The sequence below is a fragment of the Streptomyces canus genome (assembly GCF_041435015.1).
Lineage (GTDB): Bacteria > Actinomycetota > Actinomycetes > Streptomycetales > Streptomycetaceae > Streptomyces > Streptomyces canus_G.
The window spans coordinates 5,544,163-5,569,221 of record NZ_CP107989.1 but is presented as its reverse complement, the minus strand read 5'-3'; the positions used below and the strand labels follow the sequence as shown (position 1 = coordinate 5,569,221).

At 69.5% G+C, this 25,059-nt stretch carries 29 protein-coding genes and 1 pseudogene; 14 read left to right on the top strand and 16 right to left on the bottom strand.

Annotated features, from left to right (window positions below):
- Window positions 1-11: 11 nt before the first annotated feature.
- On the bottom strand, window positions 12-1,037 hold the full coding sequence (locus OG841_RS25455; protein ID WP_328643577.1) for an RNA-guided endonuclease InsQ/TnpB family protein: 1,026 nt from the start codon (window positions 1,035-1,037) through the stop codon (window positions 12-14).
- A gap of 199 nt (window positions 1,038-1,236) precedes the next feature.
- Here OG841_RS25455 and OG841_RS25450 point away from each other — a divergent pair, with 199 nt between their 5' ends.
- From OG841_RS25450 to OG841_RS25440, 3 genes are all read left to right on the top strand, one after another.
- Window positions 1,237-2,373, top strand: coding sequence for an ABC transporter ATP-binding protein (locus OG841_RS25450; RefSeq protein ID WP_020122889.1), 1,137 nt, complete (start codon window positions 1,237-1,239; stop codon window positions 2,371-2,373).
- Between the two features lie 216 nt (window positions 2,374-2,589).
- Window positions 2,590-3,048, top strand: a complete 459-nt coding sequence (locus tag OG841_RS25445) for a hypothetical protein (RefSeq protein ID WP_328639382.1) — start codon at window positions 2,590-2,592, stop codon at window positions 3,046-3,048.
- A gap of 59 nt (window positions 3,049-3,107) precedes the next feature.
- Window positions 3,108-3,839: a nucleotidyltransferase family protein gene (locus OG841_RS25440; RefSeq protein WP_328639383.1), complete on the top strand. Its 732-nt coding sequence runs from the start codon at window positions 3,108-3,110 to the stop codon at window positions 3,837-3,839.
- A 137-nt stretch (window positions 3,840-3,976) separates the two neighbouring features.
- Here the strand turns inward: OG841_RS25440 and OG841_RS25435 are convergent, their stop codons facing one another.
- The 6 genes from OG841_RS25435 to OG841_RS25410 all read right to left on the bottom strand — a co-directional run bounded on the left by OG841_RS25435 (window position 3,977) and on the right by OG841_RS25410 (window position 10,295).
- Complete coding sequence (locus OG841_RS25435) at window positions 3,977-5,608, bottom strand: DoxX family protein (protein ID WP_328639384.1); 1,632 nt, start codon at window positions 5,606-5,608, stop codon at window positions 3,977-3,979.
- Between the two features lie 118 nt (window positions 5,609-5,726).
- On the bottom strand, window positions 5,727-6,668 hold the full coding sequence (gene rlmB, locus OG841_RS25430) for a 23S rRNA (guanosine(2251)-2'-O)-methyltransferase RlmB (protein ID WP_069764972.1): 942 nt from the start codon (window positions 6,666-6,668) through the stop codon (window positions 5,727-5,729).
- A 102-nt stretch (window positions 6,669-6,770) separates the two neighbouring features.
- Entirely contained in the window at window positions 6,771-8,168 is a 1,398-nt protein-coding gene (gene cysS, locus OG841_RS25425; protein ID WP_328639385.1) for a cysteine--tRNA ligase, read from the bottom strand.
- A gap of 72 nt (window positions 8,169-8,240) precedes the next feature.
- Window positions 8,241-8,732, bottom strand: coding sequence for a 2-C-methyl-D-erythritol 2,4-cyclodiphosphate synthase (gene ispF / locus OG841_RS25420; protein ID WP_057608680.1), 492 nt, complete (start codon window positions 8,730-8,732; stop codon window positions 8,241-8,243).
- Window positions 8,722-9,486 (bottom strand): 2-C-methyl-D-erythritol 4-phosphate cytidylyltransferase, encoded by a 765-nt coding sequence (ispD, locus tag OG841_RS25415; protein WP_266563052.1) that lies wholly within the window; start codon window positions 9,484-9,486, stop codon window positions 8,722-8,724. The genes ispF and ispD overlap by 11 nt, the downstream gene beginning before the upstream one ends.
- A 326-nt stretch (window positions 9,487-9,812) precedes the next feature.
- A complete protein-coding gene (locus tag OG841_RS25410) occupies window positions 9,813-10,295 on the bottom strand; it encodes a CarD family transcriptional regulator (RefSeq protein ID WP_003953493.1) in 483 nt (160 codons plus the stop codon).
- A gap of 598 nt (window positions 10,296-10,893) precedes the next feature.
- Here OG841_RS25410 and OG841_RS25405 point away from each other — a divergent pair.
- Window positions 10,894-11,556, top strand: coding sequence for a DUF461 domain-containing protein (locus OG841_RS25405; RefSeq protein ID WP_328639386.1), 663 nt, complete (start codon window positions 10,894-10,896; stop codon window positions 11,554-11,556).
- 82 nt (window positions 11,557-11,638) lie between these two features.
- Here the strand turns inward: OG841_RS25405 and OG841_RS25400 are convergent, their stop codons facing one another.
- Window positions 11,639-12,319 (bottom strand): response regulator transcription factor, encoded by a 681-nt coding sequence (locus OG841_RS25400; RefSeq protein WP_015659563.1) that lies wholly within the window; start codon window positions 12,317-12,319, stop codon window positions 11,639-11,641.
- Window positions 12,316-13,569, bottom strand: coding sequence for a sensor histidine kinase (locus tag OG841_RS25395; RefSeq protein WP_057608683.1), 1,254 nt, complete (start codon window positions 13,567-13,569; stop codon window positions 12,316-12,318). Before OG841_RS25395 ends, OG841_RS25400 begins: the two co-directional genes overlap by 4 nt.
- A 223-nt stretch (window positions 13,570-13,792) precedes the next feature.
- On the opposite strand from OG841_RS25395, the gene phoU reads away from it, so the two are divergent.
- From phoU to OG841_RS25370, 5 genes are all read left to right on the top strand, one after another.
- Window positions 13,793-14,482 (top strand): phosphate signaling complex protein PhoU, encoded by a 690-nt coding sequence (phoU, locus tag OG841_RS25390; RefSeq protein ID WP_266563049.1) that lies wholly within the window; start codon window positions 13,793-13,795, stop codon window positions 14,480-14,482.
- 156 nt (window positions 14,483-14,638) lie between these two features.
- Window positions 14,639-14,797: a hypothetical protein gene (locus OG841_RS25385; RefSeq protein ID WP_328639387.1), complete on the top strand. Its 159-nt coding sequence runs from the start codon at window positions 14,639-14,641 to the stop codon at window positions 14,795-14,797.
- Between the two features lie 157 nt (window positions 14,798-14,954).
- Window positions 14,955-15,203 carry an SCO4226 family nickel-binding protein gene (locus tag OG841_RS25380; RefSeq protein WP_328639388.1) on the top strand — a complete coding sequence of 83 codons (249 nt, stop codon included), beginning with the start codon at window positions 14,955-14,957 and terminating at the stop codon, window positions 15,201-15,203.
- Window positions 15,204-15,802: 599 nt separating this feature from the next.
- The gene (locus OG841_RS25375) at window positions 15,803-16,054 is read left to right on the top strand and encodes a hypothetical protein (RefSeq protein WP_371566902.1); all 252 of its coding nucleotides are present in this window, start codon (window positions 15,803-15,805) and stop codon (window positions 16,052-16,054) included.
- A gap of 449 nt (window positions 16,055-16,503) precedes the next feature.
- Window positions 16,504-16,863: a hypothetical protein gene (locus OG841_RS25370; protein WP_371566901.1), complete on the top strand. Its 360-nt coding sequence runs from the start codon at window positions 16,504-16,506 to the stop codon at window positions 16,861-16,863.
- 133 nt (window positions 16,864-16,996) lie between these two features.
- Here the strand turns inward: OG841_RS25370 and OG841_RS25365 are convergent, their stop codons facing one another.
- Window positions 16,997-17,422 (bottom strand): DUF6086 family protein, encoded by a 426-nt coding sequence (locus OG841_RS25365; RefSeq protein WP_371566900.1) that lies wholly within the window; start codon window positions 17,420-17,422, stop codon window positions 16,997-16,999.
- Here OG841_RS25365 and OG841_RS25360 point away from each other — a divergent pair.
- On the top strand, window positions 17,403-17,633 hold the full coding sequence (locus OG841_RS25360; RefSeq protein ID WP_371571068.1) for a hypothetical protein: 231 nt from the start codon (window positions 17,403-17,405) through the stop codon (window positions 17,631-17,633). The two genes, OG841_RS25365 and OG841_RS25360, sit on opposite strands and share 20 nt — an antisense overlap.
- A gap of 17 nt (window positions 17,634-17,650) precedes the next feature.
- Here the strand turns inward: OG841_RS25360 and OG841_RS25355 are convergent.
- Window positions 17,651-17,877 (bottom strand): annotated as a pseudogene (locus OG841_RS25355) (helix-turn-helix domain-containing protein); the annotation flags it as partial.
- On the bottom strand, window positions 17,874-18,506 hold the full coding sequence (locus OG841_RS25350) for an NAD(P)-dependent oxidoreductase (RefSeq protein WP_371566899.1): 633 nt from the start codon (window positions 18,504-18,506) through the stop codon (window positions 17,874-17,876). The gene OG841_RS25350 and the pseudogene OG841_RS25355, both read right to left, overlap by 4 nt.
- Before the next feature lie 54 nt (window positions 18,507-18,560).
- On the opposite strand from OG841_RS25350, the gene OG841_RS25345 reads away from it, so the two are divergent.
- Window positions 18,561-18,956, top strand: a complete 396-nt coding sequence (locus tag OG841_RS25345) for a winged helix-turn-helix transcriptional regulator (RefSeq protein ID WP_371566898.1) — start codon at window positions 18,561-18,563, stop codon at window positions 18,954-18,956.
- A gap of 86 nt (window positions 18,957-19,042) precedes the next feature.
- Here OG841_RS25345 and OG841_RS25340 read toward each other — a convergent pair whose 3' ends face one another.
- The gene (locus OG841_RS25340; RefSeq protein ID WP_328639389.1) at window positions 19,043-19,804 is read right to left on the bottom strand and encodes a phosphoglyceromutase; all 762 of its coding nucleotides are present in this window, start codon (window positions 19,802-19,804) and stop codon (window positions 19,043-19,045) included.
- 150 nt (window positions 19,805-19,954) lie between these two features.
- On the opposite strand from OG841_RS25340, the gene OG841_RS25335 reads away from it, so the two are divergent.
- The gene (locus OG841_RS25335; RefSeq protein WP_371566897.1) at window positions 19,955-21,214 is read left to right on the top strand and encodes an MDR family MFS transporter; all 1,260 of its coding nucleotides are present in this window, start codon (window positions 19,955-19,957) and stop codon (window positions 21,212-21,214) included.
- A gap of 4 nt (window positions 21,215-21,218) precedes the next feature.
- On the opposite strand, the gene OG841_RS25330 is transcribed toward OG841_RS25335, so the two are convergent.
- Window positions 21,219-21,644: a DUF2000 domain-containing protein gene (locus tag OG841_RS25330; protein ID WP_069764984.1), complete on the bottom strand. Its 426-nt coding sequence runs from the start codon at window positions 21,642-21,644 to the stop codon at window positions 21,219-21,221.
- Between the two features lie 49 nt (window positions 21,645-21,693).
- Here OG841_RS25330 and OG841_RS25325 point away from each other — a divergent pair, with 49 nt between their 5' ends.
- Both OG841_RS25325 and OG841_RS25320 read left to right on the top strand, forming a co-directional pair.
- Window positions 21,694-22,557 (top strand): helix-turn-helix transcriptional regulator, encoded by an 864-nt coding sequence (locus tag OG841_RS25325; RefSeq protein WP_328639391.1) that lies wholly within the window; start codon window positions 21,694-21,696, stop codon window positions 22,555-22,557.
- A gap of 10 nt (window positions 22,558-22,567) precedes the next feature.
- Entirely contained in the window at window positions 22,568-23,068 is a 501-nt protein-coding gene (locus OG841_RS25320) for a hypothetical protein (protein ID WP_371566896.1), read from the top strand.
- 27 nt (window positions 23,069-23,095) lie between these two features.
- Here the strand turns inward: OG841_RS25320 and OG841_RS25315 are convergent, their stop codons facing one another.
- Both OG841_RS25315 and mshA read right to left on the bottom strand, forming a co-directional pair.
- Window positions 23,096-23,596, bottom strand: coding sequence for a YbjN domain-containing protein (locus tag OG841_RS25315; protein ID WP_328639393.1), 501 nt, complete (start codon window positions 23,594-23,596; stop codon window positions 23,096-23,098).
- A complete protein-coding gene (gene mshA, locus OG841_RS25310) occupies window positions 23,589-24,926 on the bottom strand; it encodes a D-inositol-3-phosphate glycosyltransferase (RefSeq protein WP_328639394.1) in 1,338 nt (445 codons plus the stop codon). The genes OG841_RS25315 and mshA overlap by 8 nt, the downstream gene beginning before the upstream one ends.
- Window positions 24,927-25,059 lie beyond the last annotated feature (133 nt).

Here is a 25,059-nt window from a genome sequence, read left to right as displayed (position 1 = left end):
ACTACCCAGCGCTAAAGCGCGGGGCTTGCACAACGGGCATCACTGGCGGTGGTGCTGCGTTTGCGTCCAGCCCCACCCCGAGATGTTCGGGGTGTTGCAGGGGCCGTTGACTGGGCCCCGCGTCGCCACAACTCCCACGCTCTGGCGCGGATGTTGCGGGAGCTGTTGCGGTCTGCGTGATCAACGAATCCGCAGCTCCGGCAGGCGAACCAGGCCTGGGAGACCCGGTTCGCCTTGTCGATGTGGCCGCATTCGGCGCAGGTGCGGGAGGTGTACGCCGGATCGACGTGCACCACCGGCACCCCCGCCCGGCGGGCCTTGTACGCGATGAACTGCCCCAGCTGATGGAAAGACCAGCTGGAGTGGGTGGCCCGTTGGGGCTTGCGAAGCCGTACCCGCTCACGGATGCCCGTCAGATCCTCCAGGGCGATCCCACGACCGGTGCGTTCCGCCTCGGCCACCACATGTTTCGCGATCTTGTGATTGATGTCCTTCGCCCGCCTCGCCTCCTTGCGCCGCCGCTTCTTCAGCCGGCGCTTGGCGGACGGGGTGTCCTTCCTCTGCAGCTTCTTACGCAGGCCGCGCTCGCGGACCCGGATCCGGTTGAGCTCGCGCCCGGCCAGGATCTCAGCGTCCGAGGTGGTGGCGATGTTCACGATGCCCAGGTCGATCCCGAGAAAGTCCACCGGCTCGGTGTTCAAGGGTGCTTCGGGCACGTCGCAGGTGGCGTTCAGGAACCACATGCCGTCCCGCTCCAGCAGGTCGGACTCACCCTTGCGGTACAGGGCCAGGGTGGCCAGCTGCTCCGCAGAGGCGGTGAACGCCACGCTCTTGACCCGCCCGCCGGTGGTCCAGATCGACACCGTTCGGCCGGGGATCTGCCAAGACAGCATCCGGTCGTCGTAGGGCTGCGCACCCTGGGAGCGGAAGACGACCGGCTTCTCGGTGGCCCGGCGGTAGCGCTTGGAGCCGGGCCTGAGACCGGTCAGACGCAGCTCACCAGGGCTGTGTGTGGCCGGCTGTGGACGATGAAGCAGGAAGCCGAACAGCAAGGTCAAAAGTGCGATGCTCTGCCCCATTCGAAAGTTTCCGCGAAGTTCACAGTCCGCCAGGTACTGACATACGCCTGAACGCCGGGTACCGTCCTGAGCCAGTCCACTCGTGTGGACTACACCACCACCTTCCTACAACGGATCGTCCGGCACGTTCCTGCCGGTAGAAGGGGGCCTCTGAGCCATGGCCACTGTTTCGTTCGACAAGGCGACCCGCATTTACCCGGGTTCCACGAAGCCCGCCGTCGACGGTCTCGACATCCACATCGAGGACGGCGAGTTCCTCGTCCTGGTCGGCCCGTCCGGCTGTGGCAAGTCCACCTCGCTCCGCATGCTGGCGGGGCTCGAGGACGTCAACGGCGGCGCCATCCGCATCGGTGACCGCGACGTGACGCACCTGCCGCCGAAGGACCGGGACATCGCCATGGTGTTCCAGAACTACGCGCTCTACCCGCACATGACGGTCGCCGACAACATGGGCTTCGCGCTCAAGATCGCCGGCATCAACAAGGCGGAGATCCGGCAGAAGGTCGAGGAGGCCGCGAAGATCCTCGACCTCACCGAGTACCTGGACCGCAAGCCGAAGGCCCTCTCCGGTGGTCAGCGCCAGCGTGTCGCGATGGGCCGCGCCATCGTGCGTGAGCCCCAGGTCTTCCTCATGGACGAGCCGCTGTCCAACCTGGACGCCAAGCTCCGTGTGTCGACGCGTACGCAGATCGCCTCGCTCCAGCGCCGTCTCGGCATCACCACCGTCTACGTCACCCACGACCAGGTCGAGGCCATGACGATGGGCGACCGTGTGGCCGTACTCAAGGACGGTCTGCTCCAGCAGGTCGACTCCCCGCGCAACATGTACGACCGCCCGGCGAACCTCTTCGTCGCCGGCTTCATCGGCTCCCCGGCGATGAACCTCGTCGAGGTCCCGATCACCGACGGCGGTGTGAAGTTCGGCAACAGCGTGGTGCCCGTCAACCGCGAGGCTCTCAAGGCCGCCTCCGACAAGGGTGACACCACGGTGACCGTGGGTGTCCGCCCCGAGCACTTCGACATCGTCGAGCACAACGGTGCCGCCGCCTCGGCCCTCTCCAAGGACACCGAGGACGCCCCGGCCGGTCTCGCGGTCTCCGTGAACGTCGTCGAGGAGCTCGGCGCCGACGGTTACGTCTACGGCTCCGCCAAGGTCGACGGCGAGCTGAAGGACCTGGTCGTCCGCGTCAGCGGCCGCGCGGTCCCGGAGAAGGGTGCCACGCTGCACGTCGTGCCGCGTCCGGGCGAGACCCACGTGTTCTCGACCTCCACGGGCGAGCGCCTCACCGACTGAGGACGTACGGCAACGATTCACCCGGGTTGACGAAGAGGGCTCCGCAGACCAGCTGCGGGGCCCTTCTCGCGTTTGGGGGCTGTCGACAAATACCCCGGCAGACCGGTCATTTCGAGCAGTGTGCGTCAACGCCCTACCCAAAAATCGGCACCATCTCATCCCCCGAACCGGTGACTAAATGTCGCCAAATCATTACCGCACGCTACCCTCACACGCGTGAAGCACACCACTAACCAACAGACGCGACGCGGCCGGGGCCCCGCCCGCCGTATCGGCCGCTCCCTCGCCCTTGTCCTGCCGGTCGTCCTGGTGCTCTCCGGGACCCTCGCGGTCACCCGAGTCAACTGGGCGGGGGATCCCTCGAGCTCCTCGGTGCTCACCGCCGCGGACGCCTCGGTCTCGGACAGCAAGCCGCGCAGCGCGCACCTCGCGCCGCAGGACGTCCTGCGCGAGCAACTCCTGACCGAGCTCCAGGAGAAGGACCCGGGCACCGCCCTCACGCACCTCCAGGAGGCCGTGAACGAGCGTCCGTCGCTCGCCAGGCACTGCGTGTCCATCGCGAAGGCCCTGGGCCGCGCGGCGGTCCGTGTGTACGGCCCCACGCGCGCGCAGTCGTACGCCCGCCCGGTCTGCGACACGTCCTTCGCGACGGGTGTGGCGGCCGCGCACAGCTGACTCCGTGAGAGGAGATGCCGACCGAGGTCGGGGAAGGGGCGCGCCGTAGAGTTCCGGTCATGACCGATCCGAACGCCGCGTCCCGTCCCACCCAGGCCGTGATCCTGGCCGGCGGCCAGGGTTCCCGGCTGCGTCCGTACACCGACGACCGGCCCAAGCCGATGGTCGAGATCCCCGGTACGGGGACTCCGATCATCGGCCATCAGCTTGTCTGGCTCGCCGAGGAGGGCGTGACGGACGTCGTGGTCAGCTGTGGGCACCTCGCCGAGGTGCTGCAGGACTGGCTGAAGACGGCCGAGCTGCCGGTGCGCGTCCAGACGGTCATCGAGACGGAGCCGCTCGGGCGCGGTGGCGGTCTGAAGTACGCGGCCGCACATCTGCCGCACCCGGACCGGGCGTGGTACGCGACGAACGGTGACATCTGGACCCGGTTCTCGCTGCGGGACATGGCGGACTTCCACACCGAGCGCGATGCGGTCGCGACGCTCGCGCTGGCGCGGCCGCGGATTCCGTGGGGGGCGGTGCAGACCGACGGGTTCGGGCACATTACCGACTTCATCGAGGCGCCGCCGTCGACGTTCGAGATCAACGCGGGTGTGTACGTGTTCTCGCCCGGGTTCGCCGATCTGCTGCCCGAGCGGGGGGATCATGAGCGGACGACGTTTCCCACGCTTGCGCGTGAGCTGCGGCTGGCCGGGTTCCCGATCCCGCAGGGGTCGTACTGGCGGGCCATCGACACGGCGAAGGATCTGACCGAGGCGGCGAAGGAACTGGCGGCGCTCGGTCGATAGAGGGGTCGTCGGTAGAGGCGTCGTCTATAGAGGCGTCTACGCCGAGAAGGTCCCGCACCTCCATGGGTGCGGGACCTTCTCGTGGGCCCAGATCTCTCAGCCGGTGGGGTTGCCCAGTACGCCGCCCACCGGCCCGCCTACCCCAACAGGCCGCCCACCAGGCCCGGTTCGCCGGAGGAGGAGCCTCCTGTGTCCGAGCCGCCTGTTGAACCGCCGGAGGTGCCTGTGCCTCCGGTCGGGCCCGATGTGGTGCTGGGGGCCTGCTGGGCCGGGGAGGACTGCCGGGGCGAGGTCTGGCCCGTGGTGCCCTGGGTCTGGCTGGGCGAGCCACCGGCGGTGGCGCCGGTGCCGTGGGTGGCGCCGGGGGCGGCCGAGGTGCCGGCGGACGGGCCGCTGGTGGCGCCCTGGCTCGGCGAGGTGGACGCCGACGGGCTCTTCTTGCGGGCCTTGGCGGAGTCCTGCGGGAGCGGGGAGCCGGGCAGTTCGTTGCGCGGGGCCTCGCCGGGGCCAGGCACGATCACGCGGTCGGCGTCCCGGACGGCTCCGCCGAGGACGGAGCCGATCAGGAGGGTGAGGCCGGTGGCGATGGCGGTGATGAGGGCGCCGCGGCGCAGGACGTAGCGGCGCAGCTCCCAGATGTCGGAGAGGGGTCCGAGGCGGCGCCAGGCGCTGCCCGCGAGGCGGCCGTCGATGGAGTAGACGGGGGCGCCGGCGATGATCAGCGGGGACCAGGCGGCGAGGAAGATGATGTCGGGGGTGTCGTAGGCGGGGACGCTCTTCCAGCTGACGGTGACGAGGAGCGCGGCGGACAGGCCTGCGCCGACGACCGCGGCGACGCGCTGCCAGCAGCCCAGGATCGTGAGGACGCCCACGATGACCTGGAGGAAGGCGATGACGAGGCCGGAGCCGACGGGGTGCTGGAGGGCGAACTGGCGCAGTGGTTCGGCCACTTCCCACGGATGCAGGGTGTTGAGCCACTTGACCATGGAGCCGCGTTTGCCGCCGTCGAAGTAGACGGGGTCGCAGAGTTTGCCCATGCCGGCGTAGATGGAGATGAAGCCGAGGAAGATGCGGAGCGGGAGGAGGACGACGCCCAGGTTCATCCGGCGGCCCGGGTAGTAGGCGTGCCGCGCGGCTTCGTCGTTCTGCCGCCTCGTGGCGCGGTCGGCGGGAGTCTCGTCGAAGCTGTCGTCGAACTCCTCGCCCTCGTAGGGGGGTTCGTCGTACGCGCTGCCGGGTGTGCGCATGTGGGGCAGGAGTCGGGTGCCGTCGCCTGTGCGTTGGGCGCCGACGACCGGGGCCGCCATGGTCTGGGCCAACTCGCCGCCGTAGTCGGCCTGGTAGCCGTGGTCGACGTCGATGCGGGGGATGACCTGGGTGGCTCCGGCGTCCGCGGCGGGCGGCTCGGCATGGCCGACGCTGCCGCCTCGCACGGCCTGGAGCAGGCGGTGGGCGCCGGTGTCGTCGGGGGCGGACCTGCCGCTCCACACGACGGGCCGGCGGCGCCCCGCGGCGGGCGCCCCGCCGACGGCCGGGATGCGTGCGGTGTCCTCGGTGGCGCTCAAGTGCCGTGCGATCCGCGGGGATTGAGCAGCACGCCGGGTCGAGGCGCCCAACTGGACGCGGAAACTGGCGTGGTTGACGATGATCTGCGCCGGATCGCTCGGCACCTTCACCATGCTCAGCGCGGGAGCGTCATCGAGCCCGGTATCGAATCCCGACGAGCGGCCCCCCGTGGGTGTGCGGGGTGTTCTGGTGTCCACACTCATCTAACCGAGTGACGTGTGCTTAGGACACTGCTTTGACTCGCCGGATCTGTCCGGACCCCGTCAAGCTTGCCCCGTACGCCAGGAACACCCCATGTGGGGGACCGCGCCGAACAGCCGTTCAGGCCCGCCGACGAGCCGCCTCGTACAGCACGATTCCCGCCGCCACACCGGCGTTCAGCGACTCGGCACCGCCCGGCATCGGGATCCGCACCCGGAAGTCGCAGGTCTCGCCGACCAGGCGGGACAGGCCCTTGCCCTCGCTGCCGACCACGATGACGACGGGGCCGCCGAGGGCTTCCAGCTCGCCGACCTCGTGCTCGCCGTCGGCGGCGAGGCCGACGACCGCGATGCCCTGCTTCTTGTACGCCTCCAGCGCGCGCGTCAGGTTGGTGCAGCGGGCGACAGGGGTGCGGGCGGCCGTACCGGCGGACGACTTCCACGCACCGGCGGTCATGCCGGCCGCGCGCCGTTCGGGCACGAGGACACCGTGGCCGCCGAAGGCGGACACGGAGCGTACGGCGGCACCCAGGTTGCGCGGGTCGGTCACGCCGTCGAGGGCCACGATCAGCGGATCCTGCCCCTCGTCGTAGGCGGCGCCCGCGAGGTCCTCGGGGTGGGCGTACTCGTACGGCGGGACCTGGAGGACCAGGCCCTGGTGGTTGAGCCCGTTGGTCATACGGTCGAGCTCGGGACGGGGGGCCTCCATGAGGTGGACGCCGCCCCGGTCGGCGACGAGCTGGAGTGCCTCGCGCACGCGTTCGTCGTTGTCGATGAACTGCTGGACGTACAGCGTCACCGCGGGCACGCCCTCGCGCAGCGCCTCGACGACGGGGTTGCGGCCGACGACCATCTCCGAGGTGCCCTTGCCGCCCCGGCCGCGCGCCACGGGACGGCGTACCGCCTGCTTCGCCTTGGCGTTGGCGACACGGTTCTTCTTGTGGCCCTTGCGCATCTCGGCGGGCGGGGTCGGCCCCTTGCCCTCCAGGCCCCTGCGTCGCTGGCCGCCACTGCCGACCTGCGCGCCCTTCTTGCCGGACATGCGGCGGTTGTTGGCTGCCATGACCTACCTGTTCTACGTGAGTGTCTGCGTCGGTGGAATGTTCGTACGTCTATGCAGTGTGCCGCCCGGAGGGCCGGGCGGCACAATCGATCAAGAAAGGGGCTAGCGGGGACCCAGCGTCCAGCGCGGTCCCTGCGGACCGTCCTCGATGGTCAGTCCCGACTGGCCGAGCTGGTCGCGGATGGCGTCCGCGGTGGCCCAGTCCTTGCGGGCGCGGGCCGCCTCCCGCTGGTCGAGGACCAGGCGTACGAGGCTGTCGACGACACCGTGCAGGTCGTCGCCGCGGTCGGTCTCACCGGCCCACTGCCCGTCGAGCGGGTCGAGTCCGAGGACGCCGAGCATGGCGCGCACCTCGGCGAGGCGGGCCACCGCGGCTTCCTTGTCGTCGGCCGCGAGGGCGCTGTTGCCCTGCCGGACGGTGGTGTGCACGACGGCGAGCGCCTGGGGGACGCCCAGGTCGTCGTCCATGGCCTCGGCGAACGCGGGCGGCACCTCGGCGGCGGGCTCCACGGGACCGGCCTTCTCGACCACCCGCTGCACGAAGCCCTCGATCCGCGCGAACGCCGACTCGGCCTCGCGCAGGGCGTCCTCGCTGTACTCGATCATCGAACGGTAGTGGGGGGTGCCGAGGTAGTAGCGCAGCACGATCGGCCGCCACTCCTTGACCATCTCGGACACGAGCACCGAGTTGCCCAGCGACTTGGACATCTTGTCGCCGGCCATGGTCACCCAGGCGTTGTGCACCCAGTACTGCGCGAAGTCGTCGCCGAAGGCCTTGGCCTGGGCGATCTCGTTCTCGTGGTGCGGGAAGATCAGGTCGAGGCCGCCGCCGTGGATGTCGAAGGCGGTGCCCAGGTACTTGTGGGCCATCGCCGAGCACTCCAGGTGCCAGCCGGGGCGGCCGGGACCCCACGGCGTCGACCAGGTCGGCTCACCGGGCTTGGCGGACTTCCACATGGCGAAGTCGCGCGGGTCCCGCTTGCCGGTCTCGCCGTCGCCGGACGGCTGGAGCAGGTTGTCCAGCTCCTGCCGCGACAGCTCCAGGTAGCCCGGGAAGGAGCGCACGTCGAAGTAGACGTTGCCGTCGGACTCGTAGGCGTGGCCGCGCTCGATGAGGCCCTGCATCATCTCGACCATCTCGGTCACGTGCCCGGTGGCACGTGGCTCGTAGGTGGGCGGGAGGCAGCCGAGGGCGGTGTAGCCGTCGTTGAACGCGCGCTCGTTGTCGTACCCGATCGACCACCAGGGGCGCTTCTGCTCGGCCGCCTTGACGATGATCTTGTCGTCGATGTCGGTGACGTTGCGGATGAACGTGACGTCGTAGCCGCGGTACGCGAACCAGCGGCGCATGATGTCGAAGTTCAGGCCGGAGCGGATGTGGCCGATGTGCGGGGCCGCCTGCACCGTGGCGCCACACAGGTAGATCGAGACACAGCCCGGCGTGAGCGGGGTGAAGTCACGGATCTGCCGGGCGTTGGTGTCGTACAGGCGAATAGTCACGGGACCTAGGGTAGTGGGCCGAAGGGGATGCGTGGAGCAGTCCTTTTGTCACCCTTCCCTTACGGCCACTTGTCACCCTTCCCTGACGACCAAGGCCGTCGCGACCGCCATCAGACCCTCACCGCGTCCCGGGAAGCCGAGACCGTCCGTGGTCGCCCCCGAGACCGACACCGGGGCTCCCGCCGCCTCCGACAGGATTTTCTGCGCCTCGTCCCTGCGCTTGCCGATCTTCGGCCGCGGCCCCACCACCTGTACGGCGATGTTGCCGATCCGGAAGCCCGCCGCGCGCACGATCCGGGCCGCCTCCGTCAACAGGGTGACACCGGATGCACCCGACCACTCGGGGCGGCCGGTGCCGAAGTGCTGTCCCAGGTCACCGAGGCCGGCCGCGGAGAAGAGCGCGTTGCACGCGGCGTGGGCGACGACGTCCGCGTCGGAGTGGCCGGCCAGGCCGGTGCCCTCGCCTTCCCACTTCAGGCCCGCGCACCACAGCTCGCGGCCCTCCTCGAAGGCGTGGATGTCGGTGCCGATGCCGACCTGCGGCAACACGGACTCAGAAGCCATCGTTGAGCCTCCTGCGGGCCAGAACCGCCTCCGCGAGGACCAGGTCCAGCGGGCGGGTCACCTTGAAGGCCTCCTCGTGGCCGGGCACGACCATGACCGTGAGGCCCAGCTGCTCGACCATGCTCGCGTCGTCCGTGACGTCCTCGGTGACCGTCTCGTGGGCGCGGATCAGGGTCGCCCGGTCGAAGCCCTGCGGTGTCTGTACGGCACGCAGGCGCGCGCGGACCGGGGTCGCCACCACCGGCTCCGGCGCGCCGGGGGCGGTCGCCGGCTCGACCTCCTTCACGGTGTCCGCGAGGGGCAGCGCCGGGACGACGGCGGGCGCGCCCTCCCGTACGGCCTCGATGACCGCGTCGACCGTGTCGACCGGGACGAGCGGGCGGGCCGCGTCATGGACCAGGACGATGCCGAAGTCGGGGGGCAGGGCGTCGAGGCCGAGCCGGACCGATTCCTGACGGGAGTCACCGCCCGGGACGACGAGGAAGTCCGTCCGCTCGGGCAGCGCGTGGGCGTCGAGGAGCGACTTGACCTCGCCGGCGCCGTCGGGCGGGGCCACGACGACGACCAGGGAGACGGCACGGGACGCGGCCATCGCGCGGACCGCGTGGATCAGCATGGGGGTGCCGTTCAGCGCGCGGAGCGCTTTGGGGGCGCCCGGACCGAGGCGTACGCCCCTTCCGGCGGCCGGAATCACCACCGCAGTGCGGGCTTCCGCACGTGCTTCGGCGGGCGAAGGGCGCGAAACGTCAGACATCGGTTCCTGTCAGGTTTGTGTGCTCGGCCAACGTGGGTACGGAGACAGCGTGCCGGGCGCGACGCCTTGACCGGACCCTTCCGTGACACCGGTCGAGCCAGCTGCCCGGGCCCGGCACGCCTAGTATCGGGGGATCTTTCTCCGAGAGGAACACGCGTACGTCACTACGGGGCGTCGTAGGTCCGGCATCCGGAGCATCCGGAGACAGACATGCCGCAGCGCCCGGCGACAGCTGTTGCGTCATCGGGCACCGCGGCATTTCAGTGCGGCAATTCGGATTCAGTGTGTGCTGAGCTGAGCGGGCAAGGTGCCTGCACAGGGACCGCTCAGGACGCGAGAACCTCGTCGAGCAGCGCCTCGGCCTTGTCCTCGTTCGTGTTCTCCGCGAGGGCGAGCTCGCTCACCAGGATCTGCCGAGCCTTGGCGAGCATGCGCTTCTCACCTGCGGAGAGTCCGCGCTCGCGCTCACGACGCCACAGGTCGCGCACGACTTCCGCGACCTTGATGACATCGCCGGAGGCGAGCTTCTCCAGGTTTGCCTTGTATCGACGGGACCAGTTCGTGGGCTCCTCGGCGTACGGTGCGCGCAGCACCTCGAAGACCCGGTCCAGCCCATCCTGACCGACCACATCACGCACGCCGACGAACTCCGCATTGTCCGCTGGCACACGCACCGTCAGGTCACCCTGGGCGACCTTCAGAACCAAGTAGGTCTTGTCCACGCCTTTGATCTGGCGAGTTTCGATAGCCTCGATCAGCGCGGCCCCGTGATGGGGATAGACCACGGTGTCGCCAACCTTGAACGTCATGTGACAGGTACCCCTTCCGTGGCTATCCAGGGTAACACGGAAACTGCGGGTTCTGAATGGCGTTTTCGCAGGTCAGGGCATATCTCGGGGCTTGACAACAGCAACAGGAACGTGCTGCGCGGGCCGAGCGGAAGAAGGTATTCGCAGGTCGGAGCGGCTCTCCGGGGGAGGTGAAACGCGTGCGTTACACACATCCGGAAGCCCTTCCAGACGGGCTAACGTCCCCAAATGTCCGGTTCCACATGTGCGACTTACGCTACTCCGTTCGGAGCCAGGAGTCGGTTCCGCGTCGATTCAGGAATTGATCACACGAGCCGGACGGATCAGCCGGTGATCAATTCCGGGGGCGATCGCGCATTCCTTCACGGAAGTTTTGCTACTGGATGCCGAAGACTCTTATGTGAATGCCGGACGAGCGCCGGAGTGCGGGGCGGAAGTGACTGACGAGTCACGCGTGAACCGGAGTGACCGGAGAGATACGCCTCTTGGGGAGGGTCGGGTGCGGCCCGGCGGGAACGGCTCGGTAACCTGAGGCCGCTGACAGACACTTAGCGCGGCTTTACGGCCGCCTCGCTCAAGTCAAGGAGTTGCCGCCGCCGTGAGCAGCAGCCTTCGACGCGGCGTCCTCGCCGCCGCCGCCATCGCGTTCTCGGCCACCGCGCTCTCCGCGTGCGCGGCCGGAACCAACGCCCAGACGCTGGAGGTCAAGCCGGACAACGCGGAGACCACCGTCGGCGGCATCAGTCTCCAGAACGTCGTGGTCATCACCCAGCCCGCCACCGAGGCCTCGGGCGAGACCAAGGGCCCCGCCGTGGTCTCCGCCACCCTCTTCAACACCACCGGCACCGCCCAGACGCTGGACGCCGTGAGCGTCGAGGGCGGCGGCAGCGCCGAGATCACGCCCGCCAAGGGCAAGGGCAAGGTGACCGTCCCGGCGCACGGCTCCGTGATCCTGGGCGGCAAGGGCAACGCCTCCGCGGCGGTGGCCGAGATCGGCGAGAGCGTCAAGGACGGCAACGCCCAGAAGGTCACCTTCACCTTCAGCACGACCGGTGCCGTGAGCCTGCGTGCCTTCGTGGTCCCGGCCGACAGCTACTTCACCAAGTGGGGCCCGACCGCCGTCCCGTCGGCGCCGCAGACCTCGCCGAAGCCGACCGGCTCCGCGACCCCGGGCGGCTCGGCCACGCCGAGCGGCTCCGGCACGCCGACCGACGCGGCGTCCGCGAGCACGACGGCCACCGAGTCGGCCGCGAGCCACTGAGCGGCCGTACAGGATCGTCCTACGCCGAAGGGCGGGCCCTCCGAGGAGGTCCCGCCCTTCGGCGTATGTGAGGCGTTCCTCTTTACGGCTCGAACTTGTAGCCGAGACCCCGCACCGTCACCAGGTACCTGGGCGCGCCCGGGTCCGGCTCGATCTTGGCGCGCAGGCGCTTGACGTGGACGTCGAGGGTCTTGGTGTCGCCGACGTAGTCGGCGCCCCAGACGCGGTCGATGAGCTGCATACGGGTCAGGACGCGGCCGGCGTTGCGCAGCAGCATCTCCAGCAGGTCGAACTCCTTGAGAGGCAGGTCGACCTTGGAGCCGGAGACCGTGACCACGTGGCGGTCCACGTCCATGCGGACCGGACCGGCCTCCAGGGCGGCCGGGGTGACCTCCTCGGGCTCGCCGCGGCGGCGCAGGACGGCGCGGATGCGGGCGACCAGCTCGCGCGAGGAGAACGGCTTGGTGACATAGTCATCGGCTCCTATTTCCAGGCCGACGACCTTGTCGATCTCGCTGTCCTTGGCGGTCACCATGATGACGGGGACGTTGGAGCGGCCGCGCAGCTGGCGGCAGACCTCGGTGCCGGGCAGGCCCGGCAGCATCAGGTCGAGGAGGACGAGGTCGGCGCCGTTGCGCTCGAACTCGTCGAGTCCGTCGGGGCCCGTGGTCGCGACAGCGACCTCGAAGCCCTCCTTGCGGAGCATGTACGAAAGGGCGTCGGAGAAGGACTCCTCGTCCTCGACGACGAGCACTCGGGTCACGGAAGGACCTCCGGGGCGGGAAGCGGGTCGTAAGAAGCCGACTCGGGAGTGGGCCCGTCCTCGTCGTCGAGGTCGGGGTGCTGGAGCGCGCGGTCGCGGGCCGCGCCCGCCTCCGGCAGCCTGAGGGTGAACGTGGAGCCCTGTCCCTCAGAACTCCACACCGTGACCTCCCCGCCGTGCGAGGCGGCCACGTGCTTGACGATCGCGAGACCGAGTCCGGTACCGCCGGTCTGGCGGGAGCGGGCCGGGTCGACGCGGTAGAAGCGCTCGAAGATGCGCTCCTTGTCCTTGTCGGAGATGCCGATGCCCTGGTCCGTGACCGCGACCTCGATCAGGTCGCCGCTCGGCACGGACACCCGGCGGGCGGCTATGCCGACCCGGGTGCGGGCGGGCGAGTAGTTGACGGCGTTCTCGACGAGGTTGCCGAGAGCGGCGGCGAGCTGGCCGCGGTTGCCCCAGACGCGCAGCTCGGCCGCACCGGCGGCGGCCATGGTGATCTGCTTGGTGCCCGCCTGGTGCCGGCACCGGTCGATGGCCTCGGCGACCAGCTCGTCCACGCGGACCGGCTCGGCGTCCTCCAGCGGGTCGTCGTTCTGCACCCGGGAGAGGTCGATGAGCTCCTGGACCAGGCTGGTCAGGCGGGTGGCCTCGATCTGCATCCGGCCGGCGAAGCGCTCCACGGCCTCCGGGTCCTCCGAGGCGTCCATGACGGCCTCGGACAGGAGGGAGAGCGCGCCGACGGGGGTCTTGAGCTCATGGCTGACGTTCGCGACGAAGTCGCGTCGTACCGCTTCGATCCGCCGGGCCTCGGTGAGGTCCTCCACGAGCAGCAGCACCAGCCGGGAGCCGAGGGGCGCGACCCGCGCGGAGACCGCGAGTGCCTCGCCGCGTCCGGTCCCCCGCCTGGGGAGATCCAGCTCGACCTGCCGTATCTCCCCGTCCCTCCTGGTGTCCCTGGCCATCTGGAGCATCGGCTCCACGGAGAGCTTGCCGCCGCGGACCAGCCCGAGGGCGTACGCGGCGGAGCTGGCCTTGACCACGGCGTCGGCCTCGTCGAGGACCACGGCCGAGGAGCGGAGCACGGAGAGGACGGTGTCCACGCCCGGCGGAAGCACCGGGTCCGTGTGCAGGGAGGTGCGGGTGGGGCGTTTCTGTTCCCGCTCGCTCCAGCGGAACGCCAGCATGGCGATGACACCGGTGAGCACACCGGCGATCGCTGCCGCTGCGGCGACCGCCGCGTTCACGTCCATGCCCCCAGGTTAGGCATGGGATCGGTCCTGGCCACAGCCGTCCGAGTGCGAGCTCGAACACTCGTCGCCCAGAGTTCACCTTGGAGCCAGTATTGGTTCATTTGGGAGGGCGGAAACGGACGCGTACAGGGCCGAACGTGGGAGCGTGGGGTACGCAGCACCGGTTTCACGGCCGGTTTTGGCCCCTGGAACCCACAGGAATGACGTACGAGAGGGAACCCTGATGCGGGACGCGTACCACGAGGAACTTGATTCGATCGGCGACGGTCTGGTGGAGATGGCCCGGCTGGTCGGCTCGGCGATCGGACGCGCCACGACGGCCATCCTCGACTCCGACCTGAAGCTGGCCGAGAGCGTGATCGAGGCCGACCAGAAGGTGGACGACCTCCAGCACGACCTGGAGGCCCGGGCGATAGCGCTGCTCGCCCGGCAGCAGCCGGTGGCGACGGACCTCCGTATCGTCGTCACCTCGCTGCGCATGTCGGCCGACCTGGAGCGTTCCGGCGACCTGGCCCAGCACGTGGCGAAGCTGGCCCGGCTGCGCTTCCCGGAGCGTGCGATCCCGAACGACCTGCACGCGACCATCCTGGAGATGGGCCAGCTCGCCCAGCGTCTGATGGCGAAGGCCGCCGAGGTCATCGTCACCAAGGACGTCGACCTCGCGCTCCAGCTGGAGCAGGACGACGACGAGATGGACCTGCTGCACCGCACCCTCTTCCAGCACCTGCTGGACGACAAGTGGAAGCACGGCATCGAGACGGCGGTCGACGTGACGCTGCTCGGCCGGTACTACGAGCGGTTCGCCGACCACGCCGTGTCGGTCGCCAAGCGGGTGGTGTACCTGGTGACGGGTGAGCACGCGGACGACCTCCAGCAGGACATCCAGCCGGTGACGGGAGTGGAGGGGGCCTGACCTCTCCCGGACTGTTCCCGGGGTGTGCCGGGTCCCGTTCGGGGTGTGCGCAAGCCTCCGTGCGCCGTTGATGCGCCCAGGGGAGCGGGCATGCAATGGGTACAGGGCCTGGTCCGACAGTCGGGACGTTCTGGCCCTCGCCTTGAGGAGGGACCCATGGCCGAATCCCCCAGCACCCCCCAGTCCGACCCCACGCAGGAACGTCCGACCGAGCAGCCCGCCGCGATCAGGACCCTGACGGTCATCGGCGCGTGCGGCTGCGGCTCGGGCTGCGGGTGCGGGTGTCAGTCGGGCAATCCGTGCCAGTGCGGCTGAAGTTGGTACGGCTGGATCTCGTACGACCACGAGGGGCCCCGGGTGACACCGGGGCCCCTCGTGGCTTCGGGTCGACCGGGTGGGTGGAGAGGGGGAGCATGAAGGAGAGGGACGGGGGGCGACCGTACGGCTCGGGGACGGCAGGAAGGTGGAGGCCATGGCTCAGTTCATGGACGTACACCGAGGGATGCAGGGCATCACGGCCGACCAGCTGATGGAGGCCCACCGGGCCGACCTGGCGATAGAGAAGGACGAGAGCGTGCACTTCGAGCGCGCCTGGGCGGACCCCGAGGCCGGCCTCGTGTACTGCCTCTCGGAGGCACCGTCGGCGGAGGCGGTCCAGCGCGTCCACGAACGGGCGGGACACAAGGCGGACGAGATCCACGCGGTGCCGTTGTCGGTTTGACGGGGGCCGCGAATCGGGTGGGGTTACTTCTTCTTGCCCTGGGTGTTGCCGGGGATCTTGGTGACCTGCGTTTTTGCTGCTCAGGGACGGTGGGCTCGTGCGCCCGGTCGTCGTCGTTGGTCGTCATTGGCCACTGTTGAGCAACCTCGGACGGCCCAGAGACGGCCCAGCTTCGGCGCGCTCGACCGACAGCCGGGACCTTCGACACGCCCCGTCTGAACCTCAGCCGACGACAGTCAGCCACGACGGCAGGGGTGTCGATCGACTGCGCGCGCATGCCTCGCTTCGCCCCCCACCTGCGTCAGTCACGCTGCCGGTGAGCGTTCTGGCGTTCATCGACGCCTTATGCGTCCTGATCTACGGCCTGATCCCCGAGACCAGCCAGGGCGTCATCTTGGACCCGCCGCTCCCGCAAGCCCTGCGTCGGGCGCGATCAGCCGGGTCGGGCCCGCGATCGGTGCCGCGGCCGCGTACGGCCGTCGTGTCGGGAAGTGAGTGCGCCGTGAGTCGGCAGGAGTTGCTGAACTGCCCGACAGTTCAGGGCCAGCACTGCGAATATTGGTCTGTCCCTGGATGAGTGAAGCAACGCGAGGTAAAGCGTGACCAGCGTCTATACGGAACTGACCAAGGAAGCCGCAAAACGAGGCGGGCCTGCAGCACTACGGGCTTTCTACCGCTGGCAGGGCGCTCTCATCGGCGGCGCCGCCGTCGCCGGTGTGAGCATCGCCGGAACCCAGCTCTACTCCAAGGTGCGCGCTCGCGGCAGCGACACCACCGCTGCGCCGGCGTCCGGGCCAGATAGGGAGAACGGCACCGGCGCCCCGGCGCCTGGCGAAGGAGACGACGCGTAACCGGGTGGCAGATCGAGGCGACGGCCAGTTCTGGGAGGGGGCAGAGCGTATGCCTCGCTGTGCCCTCGCTGGCCTGAGCCACTTTGTCGGCCGTCGACTAGAGCAAGGCGTGGCGGCGCGGAAGGGGTAGGTGGCAGGTTGCACGATGACCTCTTTGTCCCGAAGCAACTTGGGTGGGGGCGCTGCCTTGGGCTGGTGGGCACCTCACCTGCGCTGACGGTTCGGAGCCGTTCCCGCTCGTCCGCCGTTGTCCGTCGGCGTTGTCACGCAGTTGGACACTCACCACTCAACGGTCGATCGTGGGCTCATCTGATCCGTAGCTATAGCCGGATCGGTCCGTGACGGCCCGGGCCCCTGGGCGGGCCCGGAGGGGCGCTACCGTGCTGGGGCAGTGCTGGGGTGGCGGTACCTGGCTGCTTTACCGCAAGACCCAAACGGGGGGGGTGACCATGGAACGGCATGTGCTGGAGCTGCTGTTGGCCGGTGATGACGAGGCTTCCGTGATAGCTCTGACCACCCTCCGCAGCGGCGCCACCTACTGGGTGGGAGATCGGGCACAACCCGCAGGCCAGCATGCCGGAGTCTTCAAGCGACGTCTTCAGCGCATGCGGATGCACGGACTCGAACCTCTTGGGCTGGAACGAGCAGTGCAGCTCATCCGGGAACATGGCCGGCCCGTGCGCACAGGGCTGATCGATTCTGCCGATCGGACATGGACCACCCTGCTCTTTCTCACCGAGGACGGCAGCGCACTGCTGGCCTGCGCCGGCTGGCCGCTGCCGCTGGTTGTCAGGGAGCCACCGCTTTAGGAGTTCGGCCCAACGTCCTCAGCAGGCGGCTGTCGCGAGGCTTAAAGGACCTCTCAGTTGGGGGGCAAGAGGCAGGAACGGCAAGCTGGGCCAGGGTGTTGGGTCGGCAAGGAGCAGTCTTGGGCTCACCGGCTCAGCAGGCCATCCAGCGGTCCATCTCCCGCGCCCGCGTGTGCAGCGCGGACGGTCCGTGGACTGCCGGGAACCTGCACGTCATGCTGGACGCCACAACACGGCCGGGCACCGGTTCGGGCATCTCCACCTCGATTCCCGCGCGCCGCGCGAGCGCGACCGCCGTCGCCACGAACCCCTCCGAGAGCGCGAGGATCACGGAGTGCCCCGTCCGGCAGTGCCAGGCGACCAGGCCTCGTACGAACTCCGCGTATACGGCCGGATCGACCTCGAGTGTGTCCGGGTCGCCCCAATACTGTCCCTGGCCGATTCCCGAGGGCAACTTGAGCTCCGCCTCAAAGACCTCGATCTGCCGCAGGAAGAGGCGGCCGGCACCGCTCGACGGGTTCCACAGCGTCTCGTCACCGATGTCGAAGTACATGCTCATCGCCAGTCCCCCTGCTCAGCAGCCCCGAGCTGTCCGGAGCCTGGGCATCGTCGGCGAGGACCAGGCGGACATCGACCACAGATCCGTCTCTGCGGAAGAACCATCGGTAGACCTGCGGCTCTCCCTCCAACTCGGCGCGTGTGTCCTCGTCACCGAGGGCGAGCCGGGCAACGGCGTAAAGGAACTCCTCGGGCGCGCCAGTGACGTATGAAGCAATGGCCTCTGCCTCACCATGATCATCAGGTCAGTGGCCGTCGCCATGCGCTGTTGCTTGGGTGTTGAGGAACGGTCCAGCAAGCCGAGCTCACCGTGGCGACGGTAGCGGTTCACCCACTGGAGGCGCACGCCCGCGAGATCCCCATCTCGGCTGCCACGTGGGCGATCGGTCGGCTCGCGCAGCGTTCGATCAGACGACGGCGGCCCTCGGGCGACAGAGGCGCGTTGCGATGGGTCACCGACGGCCCGCCCTGCCAGCAACGGATCCCGCCGCGCCGGGAGACTGGGGGACCACACCGAGATGCGCTCCGCGCAAGCGGGATTGCTCAGCCAAATCGACGAGCGCCCGGGCATGGTCAGCATGGGTGATTCGCGTGGTCAGGTCGCCGACCTTGGTGAGGGCGTACCCGACGGCGGGCGCTCCGTGCGGGGCGAAGTCTCCCGCGGGGCTCACCGCTGTCCACTGCAGACCAGATGCCTTGAACGTCGCCAGCGCGGTGCGGTGCCCCAGCGAGAACGGTCGGTACTCCGCCGGAAAGCCGTCGGTGTCGACGGGCGGGACTCCTGAGGCATCAGGCAGCAGCGAGGCGATGCTCACCCAGACCAGCCGGGTGACTCCCGCCTCCTGCAGCCCGGCCACCAGGCCGTGTGCCGCGGCGCGGAAGAAGTCTCCCGGGTCGGCCTCGGCGGGCGCCACGGCGGCGATCGCGACAGCGTGACCTGACGCGGCACGTGCCACCGCTTGCGGGTCGGTGATGTCCGCGTCCGCACTTCTCAACGGGGTCACGCTGTGCCCTCGTTGGGCCGCCTCGGCCACTGTGCTGCTGCCGGTCTTCCCGCCTGCCCCGAAGATCACCATCGTCATCATGGGCTCCACGCTAGGCGGGCCTCCGGTTACCGATTGGATACCTACCCTTGGACTATGAGCCGGCTCTCACCTGAGACGTTTGACGAACTTTGTCCCTCTTCGATGCTGCCGATCCGGATGCAGAACAAGTGGGCACCCTTGATCATGCGTTTGCTCGGTGAGGGGGCTCAGCCGTTCAACGAGCTGCGCAGGGCGCTGCCGAGGACGAGCCCGAAGGAGCTCACCCGAGCACTGCGGTCACTCGACCGCGACGGCTTTGTCACCCGCGACGCCGACACGGACTTCACCGGCTACCGCCTCACCCCACTCGGGCAAAGCCTCCTCGCCGTCCTCCTGAACGTCTACGCGTGGACTGCCGAGCACTGGGATGAAATCGTCGACGCCCGCGAGCGCGCAGACCATTCGGAGAAGGATTCCCCTGTCAACAACGTCCTGGCCCACAATATCTAGGTGTTGCGGCCCAGAGACGGCCCCAGCGCAGCAGCGAGCCCCCTACCCGCGCGAAAACCGCAGGCAGGGGGCTCAAAGCGGCTGGGTTACTTCTTCTTGCCCTGATTCTTGACCGCCTCGATGGCCGCCGCGGCCGCCTCCGGGTCCAGGTACTTGCCGCCCGGGGTGACCGGGTTGAAGGACGCGTCGAGTTCGTAGTACAGCGGGATGCCCGTCGGGATGTTCAGGCCCGCGATGTCGGCGTCGGAGATGCCGTCGAGGTGCTTGACCAGGGCGCGGAGGCTGTTGCCGTGGGCCGCGACCAGGACCGTGCGGCCCGCCAGGAGGTCCGGGACGATGCCGTCGTACCAGTACGGGAGCATGCGGACGACGACGTCCTTCAGGCACTCCGTGCGGGGGCGGAGCTCCGGGGGGATCGTGGCGTAGCGCGGGTCCGACGCCTGGGAGAACTCGGAGTCGTCCGACAGCGGGGGCGGCGGGGTGTCGTAGGAGCGGCGCCACAGCATGAACTGCTCCTCGCCGAACTCCGCGAGGGTCTGGGCCTTGTCCTTGCCCTGGAGGGCGCCGTAGTGGCGCTCGTTCAGGCGCCAGGAGCGGTGGACCGGGATCCAGTGGCGGTCCGCGGACTCCAGCGCCAGCTGGGCGGTGCGGATCGCGCGCTTCTGGAGGGACGTGTGGACCACGTCGGGCAGGAGGTCGGCGTCCTTCAGGAGTTCGCCGCCGCGGACTGCCTCCTTCTCGCCCTTCTCGTTGAGGTTGACGTCCACCCAGCCGGTGAACAGGTTCTTCGCGTTCCATTCGCTCTCGCCGTGGCGGAGGAGGATCAGCTTGTACGGTGCGTCGGCCATGCGTATGAGCGTAATCCACGCCTCCCATCCGGGTGGAGCCCGCTCGACAGACGGACGGTTGACGGGATCTGTTAATTGAGTGGCCCGCCGCCACCTCGCCTTCGTAAGTTGTGCTCACTATCTGAGCCACTTACATACGGGGGACCGTCCATGCCACTCGCCACCTTGAGACGCGCCACCCGCGAGACCGTCTCCGGGCTCCCCCGCGAGTTCTGGTGGCTGTGGACCAGCACCCTCGTCAACCGGCTGGGTGCCTTCGTCGCCACCTTCATGGCCCTCTACCTCACCCTCGACCGCGGCTACTCCGCCTCCTACGCCGGTCTCGTCGCCTCACTGCACGGGCTGGGCGGAGTCGTGTCGTCGATCGGGGCAGGGGTGATGACCGACCGGCTCGGACGGCGGCCCACACTGCTCGTCGCGCAGTCCGCCACCGCCGCCTCCGTCGCGCTGCTCGGCTTCATGCACCACCCCGTCGCCATCGCCGCCGTCGCGTTCCTGGTGGGCATGGCCTCGAACGCCTCCCGGCCGGCCGTGCAGGCGATGATGGCCGACATCGTGCGGCCCGAGGACCGGGTCAGGGCCTTCTCCCTCAACTACTGGGCCATCAACCTCGGTTTCGCCGTCTCCTCCATGGCCGCCGGGTTCATCGCCGAGTACAGCTATCTCGCGGGCTTCCTGATCGAGGCCGGGATGACCGCCGTCTGCGCGGTCCTCGTCTTCGCCAAGCTGCCCGAGTCCCGGCCCGCCGCACCACGGACCACACAGGTGAGCGACGACGTCGGCCTCGGCACCGTCCTGCGCGACCGGCGGTTCATGAGTGTCGTGGGGCTGTCCTTCCTGGTCGCCGTGATCTTCCAGCAGGGTTCCATCGGGCTGCCCGTCGCGATGGGCGAGGCCGGGTTCACGCCCGCCGACTACGGCCTGGCCATCGCCCTGAACGGCGTCCTGATCGTCGCGCTGCAGATCCCGGTGACCCGGTTCATCCAGGACCGGGATCCCCGGCGACTCCTCGTGGCCTCGTCCCTGCTGGCGGGATACGGCTTCGGGCTCACCGCCTTCGCCGGGTCCGTCGGCCTCTTCGCCCTCACCGTCTGTGTGTGGACCCTGGGCGAGATGATCAACGCGCCCACCCAGACCGGGCTCGTCGTCCGCCTCTCCCCCGCCCACGGCCGCGGCCGCTACCAGGGCATGTACACCCTGTCCTGGTCCCTCGCCGCCCTCGTGGCGCCCCTTATGTCCGGTTTCGTCATCGATCGGTTCGGGGCGGAATGGCTGTGGGGGCTGTGCGCGGTCGTCGGGACGGTGGCGGCGGTGGGATACGCCGCCCTGATGCGCCGCCTGTCCGGGGAAACGGCCGCCGAGACCGCCGTGTCCGAAAAGGCCGTCGCCACCGAGGCCAGCCCGGCCTGAGCTGTCACGGGTGCATCCGCGCACCCTTGAGCACCTTGTCCACGGCGTTGCGCGGCCCGTACACCGCGAGGCCCACCAGGTCCAGTTCCCCTGTCGCGACCGCCCGGACCGCCGCGCGGTTGTCCCGGTCGTTGCCCGTCGCGAACAGGTCGCTCGTGAAGAGCGCGCGCGGGAGCGAACGGGACAGCACGCGCGCGTGGGCCGTCTTCAGCGTCTCCTTGGTGCCCTCGAAGACCAGCACCGGCTGCCGGAACATCGGCATGTAGGGCACGCCGTCGGCGTCCTCGTACGGCTCGCCGACCACCTCCGGGGCCTGTGTGCCCAGGCCGCTGACGAGGAAGGCGGTGACGTTCAGGCGCTGCCAGGTCTCCAGGTCCTCGCGCAGCAGGACGGCGATCTTGGTGTCGAAGCGGATGGGTTCAGTACTCATGGAATGAGACTGGCGGGCGTCGTACGACCTCGTCTTGTACGTTCTTTGCATGGCGGCCAGAACCATGCCCGGGCAGGAGGTCACCGCGTGGCGCCCCGCCGTTCCGGGCGTCACCGAGGTCTTCCACGCCCACTTCACCGAGTACGCCTATCCGATGCATGTGCACGAGGCGTGGACGCTGCTCATCGTGGACGACGGGGCCGTACGGTACGACCTCGACCGGCACGAGCACGGCACGCCGGACGACACGGTGTCGCTGCTGCCGCCGCACGTCCCGCACAACGGCTCGCCCGTGTCGCCGGACGGCTTCCGCAAGCGGGTCGTCTATCTCGACGGCACCCATCTCGGCGACGAGCTCATCGGGCCCGCCGTCGACGGCCCCGATCTGCGTGATCCCGTACTGCGGCAGCGGGTGGGGCAGTTGCACACCGCGCTGACCAGGCCCGGTGAGGAGTTCGAGGCGGAGAGCAGGCTGACCCTCATCGGCGACCGGCTCAGGACCCTCCTACGGCCGTCGCCGCACGACGGGCCCGCACGCCGCGATCCCGCCCTCGCCCGCCGGCTGCGCGAACTCCTCGACGAGCGGGTCGTGGAGGGGCTGTCGCTGGAGGAGGCGGCAGGGGTCGTCCAGGCTCATCCGGCGCATCTCGTACGGGCGTTCAGCGCCGCTTACGGCATCGCGCCGCACCAGTACCTCAACTCCCGCCGGGTCGGCCGGGCCCGGCGTCTGCTGCTCGCGGGGCAGGGTCCCGCCGAGGTCGCCGCGCTCACCGGTTTCCACGACCAGGCCCATCTCACCCGGCACTTCAAGCGGCTGGTGGGAGTGACACCGGGGCGCTATCGCAACAGCTCAAGGACCCGATCAGACAGGAGTTCGACGGAAGGCGTTCGTCCGGTGATCGGCACCGATTAGCGTCGCCGGCATGGATGACAGACAGAACTCCTTACCGTTCAGACGTCTCTCCGTGGCCGTCGCGGGTGCGGCCGCCCTGGTCGCCCTCAGCGTCGGTGGCGCCATCGCCGCGAACTCGGACGACGAGCCCAGCGCCGAGCCGAGCGTGTCGACCACGCTCCCGCCGGACGAAAGCGGAACCGATGGCGGCACGGTCGGCGGCAGCGGTGGCGGCGACGAGAGCACCACCGGTGGTTCCGATCCCAGCCCGAGCTCCACGTCCCCGGACGATCCCCCGATCACGGACGAACCCACGGACGAACCCTCCACGCCGAGCGAGCTGGCGGAGCTCAACCGCCGGATCGCCGAGCTCGACAAGAAGGTCGACGAGCTGCCCACCAAGAAGGAACTCGCCGACGCGCTGCGGGCCTTCGCGGACCAGCTGGACAAGCCGGCCGCGCCCGGGGATCCCGGCCAGACCCACGAGCCGACCAACGACCCGCAGCCCACCGACTCACTTCCGCCCCACTAGGCGCAGGTCCGCGGAAACTCCCGGGTATCAGTCCTGCGAGCGCTGGGTCAGATGCGCGAACGCGTCCAGGTTGCGCGTCGACTCGCCCCGGGCCACCCGCCACTCGTACTCCTTGCGGATCGCGGTGGCGAAACCCAGCTCCAGCAGGGTGTTGAAGCTGCCGTCGGCCGCCTCCAGGACCTGGCCGAGGAGGCGGTCGACCTCGTCGGCGGTGACCGCGGCGAGGGGGAGCTTGCCGGCGACGTAGACGTCACCGAGCCGGTCGACGGCGTAACTCACGCCGTACAGCTTGAGGTTGCGCTCCAGGAGCCAGCGGTGGACGCCGGGTTCGTTCTCGTCGGGGTGGCGGATGACGAAGGCGTTCAGTGAGAGGGAGTGGCGGCCGACGAGGAGCGAGACGGTCGTCTTCAGCTTGCGGGTGCCGGGGAGCTGCACGACGTAGTTGCCGGGTGCGGGGCTCTCCCACTCGATCTCGGCGTCCTTGAGGACGCTCTCGATGACCTGCGCCGCCTTCTCTGCCTCAGCCATGGTGGGAGCGTACGTGACGCCGGTACGACTGGGCCGCGGCCACATACACGTCCGCCGTCGCCGCGGCGGCGGTGTCCCAGCCGAAGGACTGGGCATGCCGCGCGGCCGCTTCGCCCATGCGGGGCGTGAGCGCCGGATCGTCGGCGAAATCGCGCAGCACGCGCGCGTAGGCGGCCGGATCGTGTCCGCGTACGAGGAAACCGGTCCGTTCGTCGGCCACGGCCACCGGCAGCCCGCCGACCGCCGCCGCGAGCACCGGGGTGCCGGCCGCCTGGGCCTCTATGGCGACCAGCCCGAAGGACTCGCTGTAGGAGGGCATGACCAGCACGGACGCGGCCCGGAACCAGTCGGCGAGCTGCTCCTGGCCGACGGGCGGGTGGAACCGTACGACATCCGCGATGCCGAGGCGGGAGGCCAGTTTCTGCAGGCCCTCGGGTTTGGCGAGGCCGCTGCCGCTGAGGCCGCCGACGACCGGGACGAGGAGGCGGGAGCGCAGGTCGGGGCGCTGGTCGAGCAACACCGCCACGGCCCGCAGGAGGATGTCCGGGGCCTTCAGGGGCTGGATGCGGCCCGCGAAGAGCGGGATCAGGGCGTCCTGGGGCAGACCGAGACGGGCTCGGGCCGCCGCTCGGCCGTCCGCCGGGCGGAAGCGCTCGAGGTTCACCCCGGGGTGGACGACGGCGACCTTGGCGGGGTCGGCGGCGTAGTGCCGTACGAGCTCCTCGCGCTCCTCGGCGGTGTTCGCGATGAGGCGGTCGGCGGCGGCGACGATCTGGGTCTCGCCGATGACCCGGGCGGCGGGCTCGGGAGTGTCGCCGTCGGCGAGGTTGGCGTTCTTGACCTTGGCCATGGTGTGCATGGCGTGCACGAGCGGGGTGCCCCAGCGCTGGGCGGCGAGCCAGCCGACATGGCCGGAGAGCCAGTAGTGCGAGTGGACCAGGTCGTAGTAGCCGGGACGGTGGCCGGCCCAGGCCTGCATCACACCGTGGGTGAAGGCGCACAGCTGGGCGGGGAGGTCCTCCTTGTTGAGGCCTTCGTAGGGGCCCGCGTCGATGTGGCGGACCAGGACGCCGGGGGCCATCTCGACGGTCGGCGCAAGACCGCCCGTCGTCGCGCGCGTGAAGATCTCGACCTCGATGTTGATCGCGGCGAGGCGCTGGGCGAGCTCGACGATGTAGACGTTCATGCCGCCCGCGTCGCCGGTGCCGGGCTGGTGGAGCGGTGAGGTGTGCACGGAGAGCATGGCAACGCGGCGGGGGCGGCGGTGCAGGCGCAACCGGTGGGGTGCGGCCGGGGAGCGACGCTGGAGCCTGCTGACGTACTGGCTCACGTGGCGTTCCTCCTTGCTGCGGACATGCCGGACGGAGGGCGTGGGGGACCCTCCGAGGGAGGCAACACCGTCAGTCGGCCTTCCCATTCCGTGCGGGGCGGTTTTTGCCGAGGTATTACCGGATTTCGTTCAA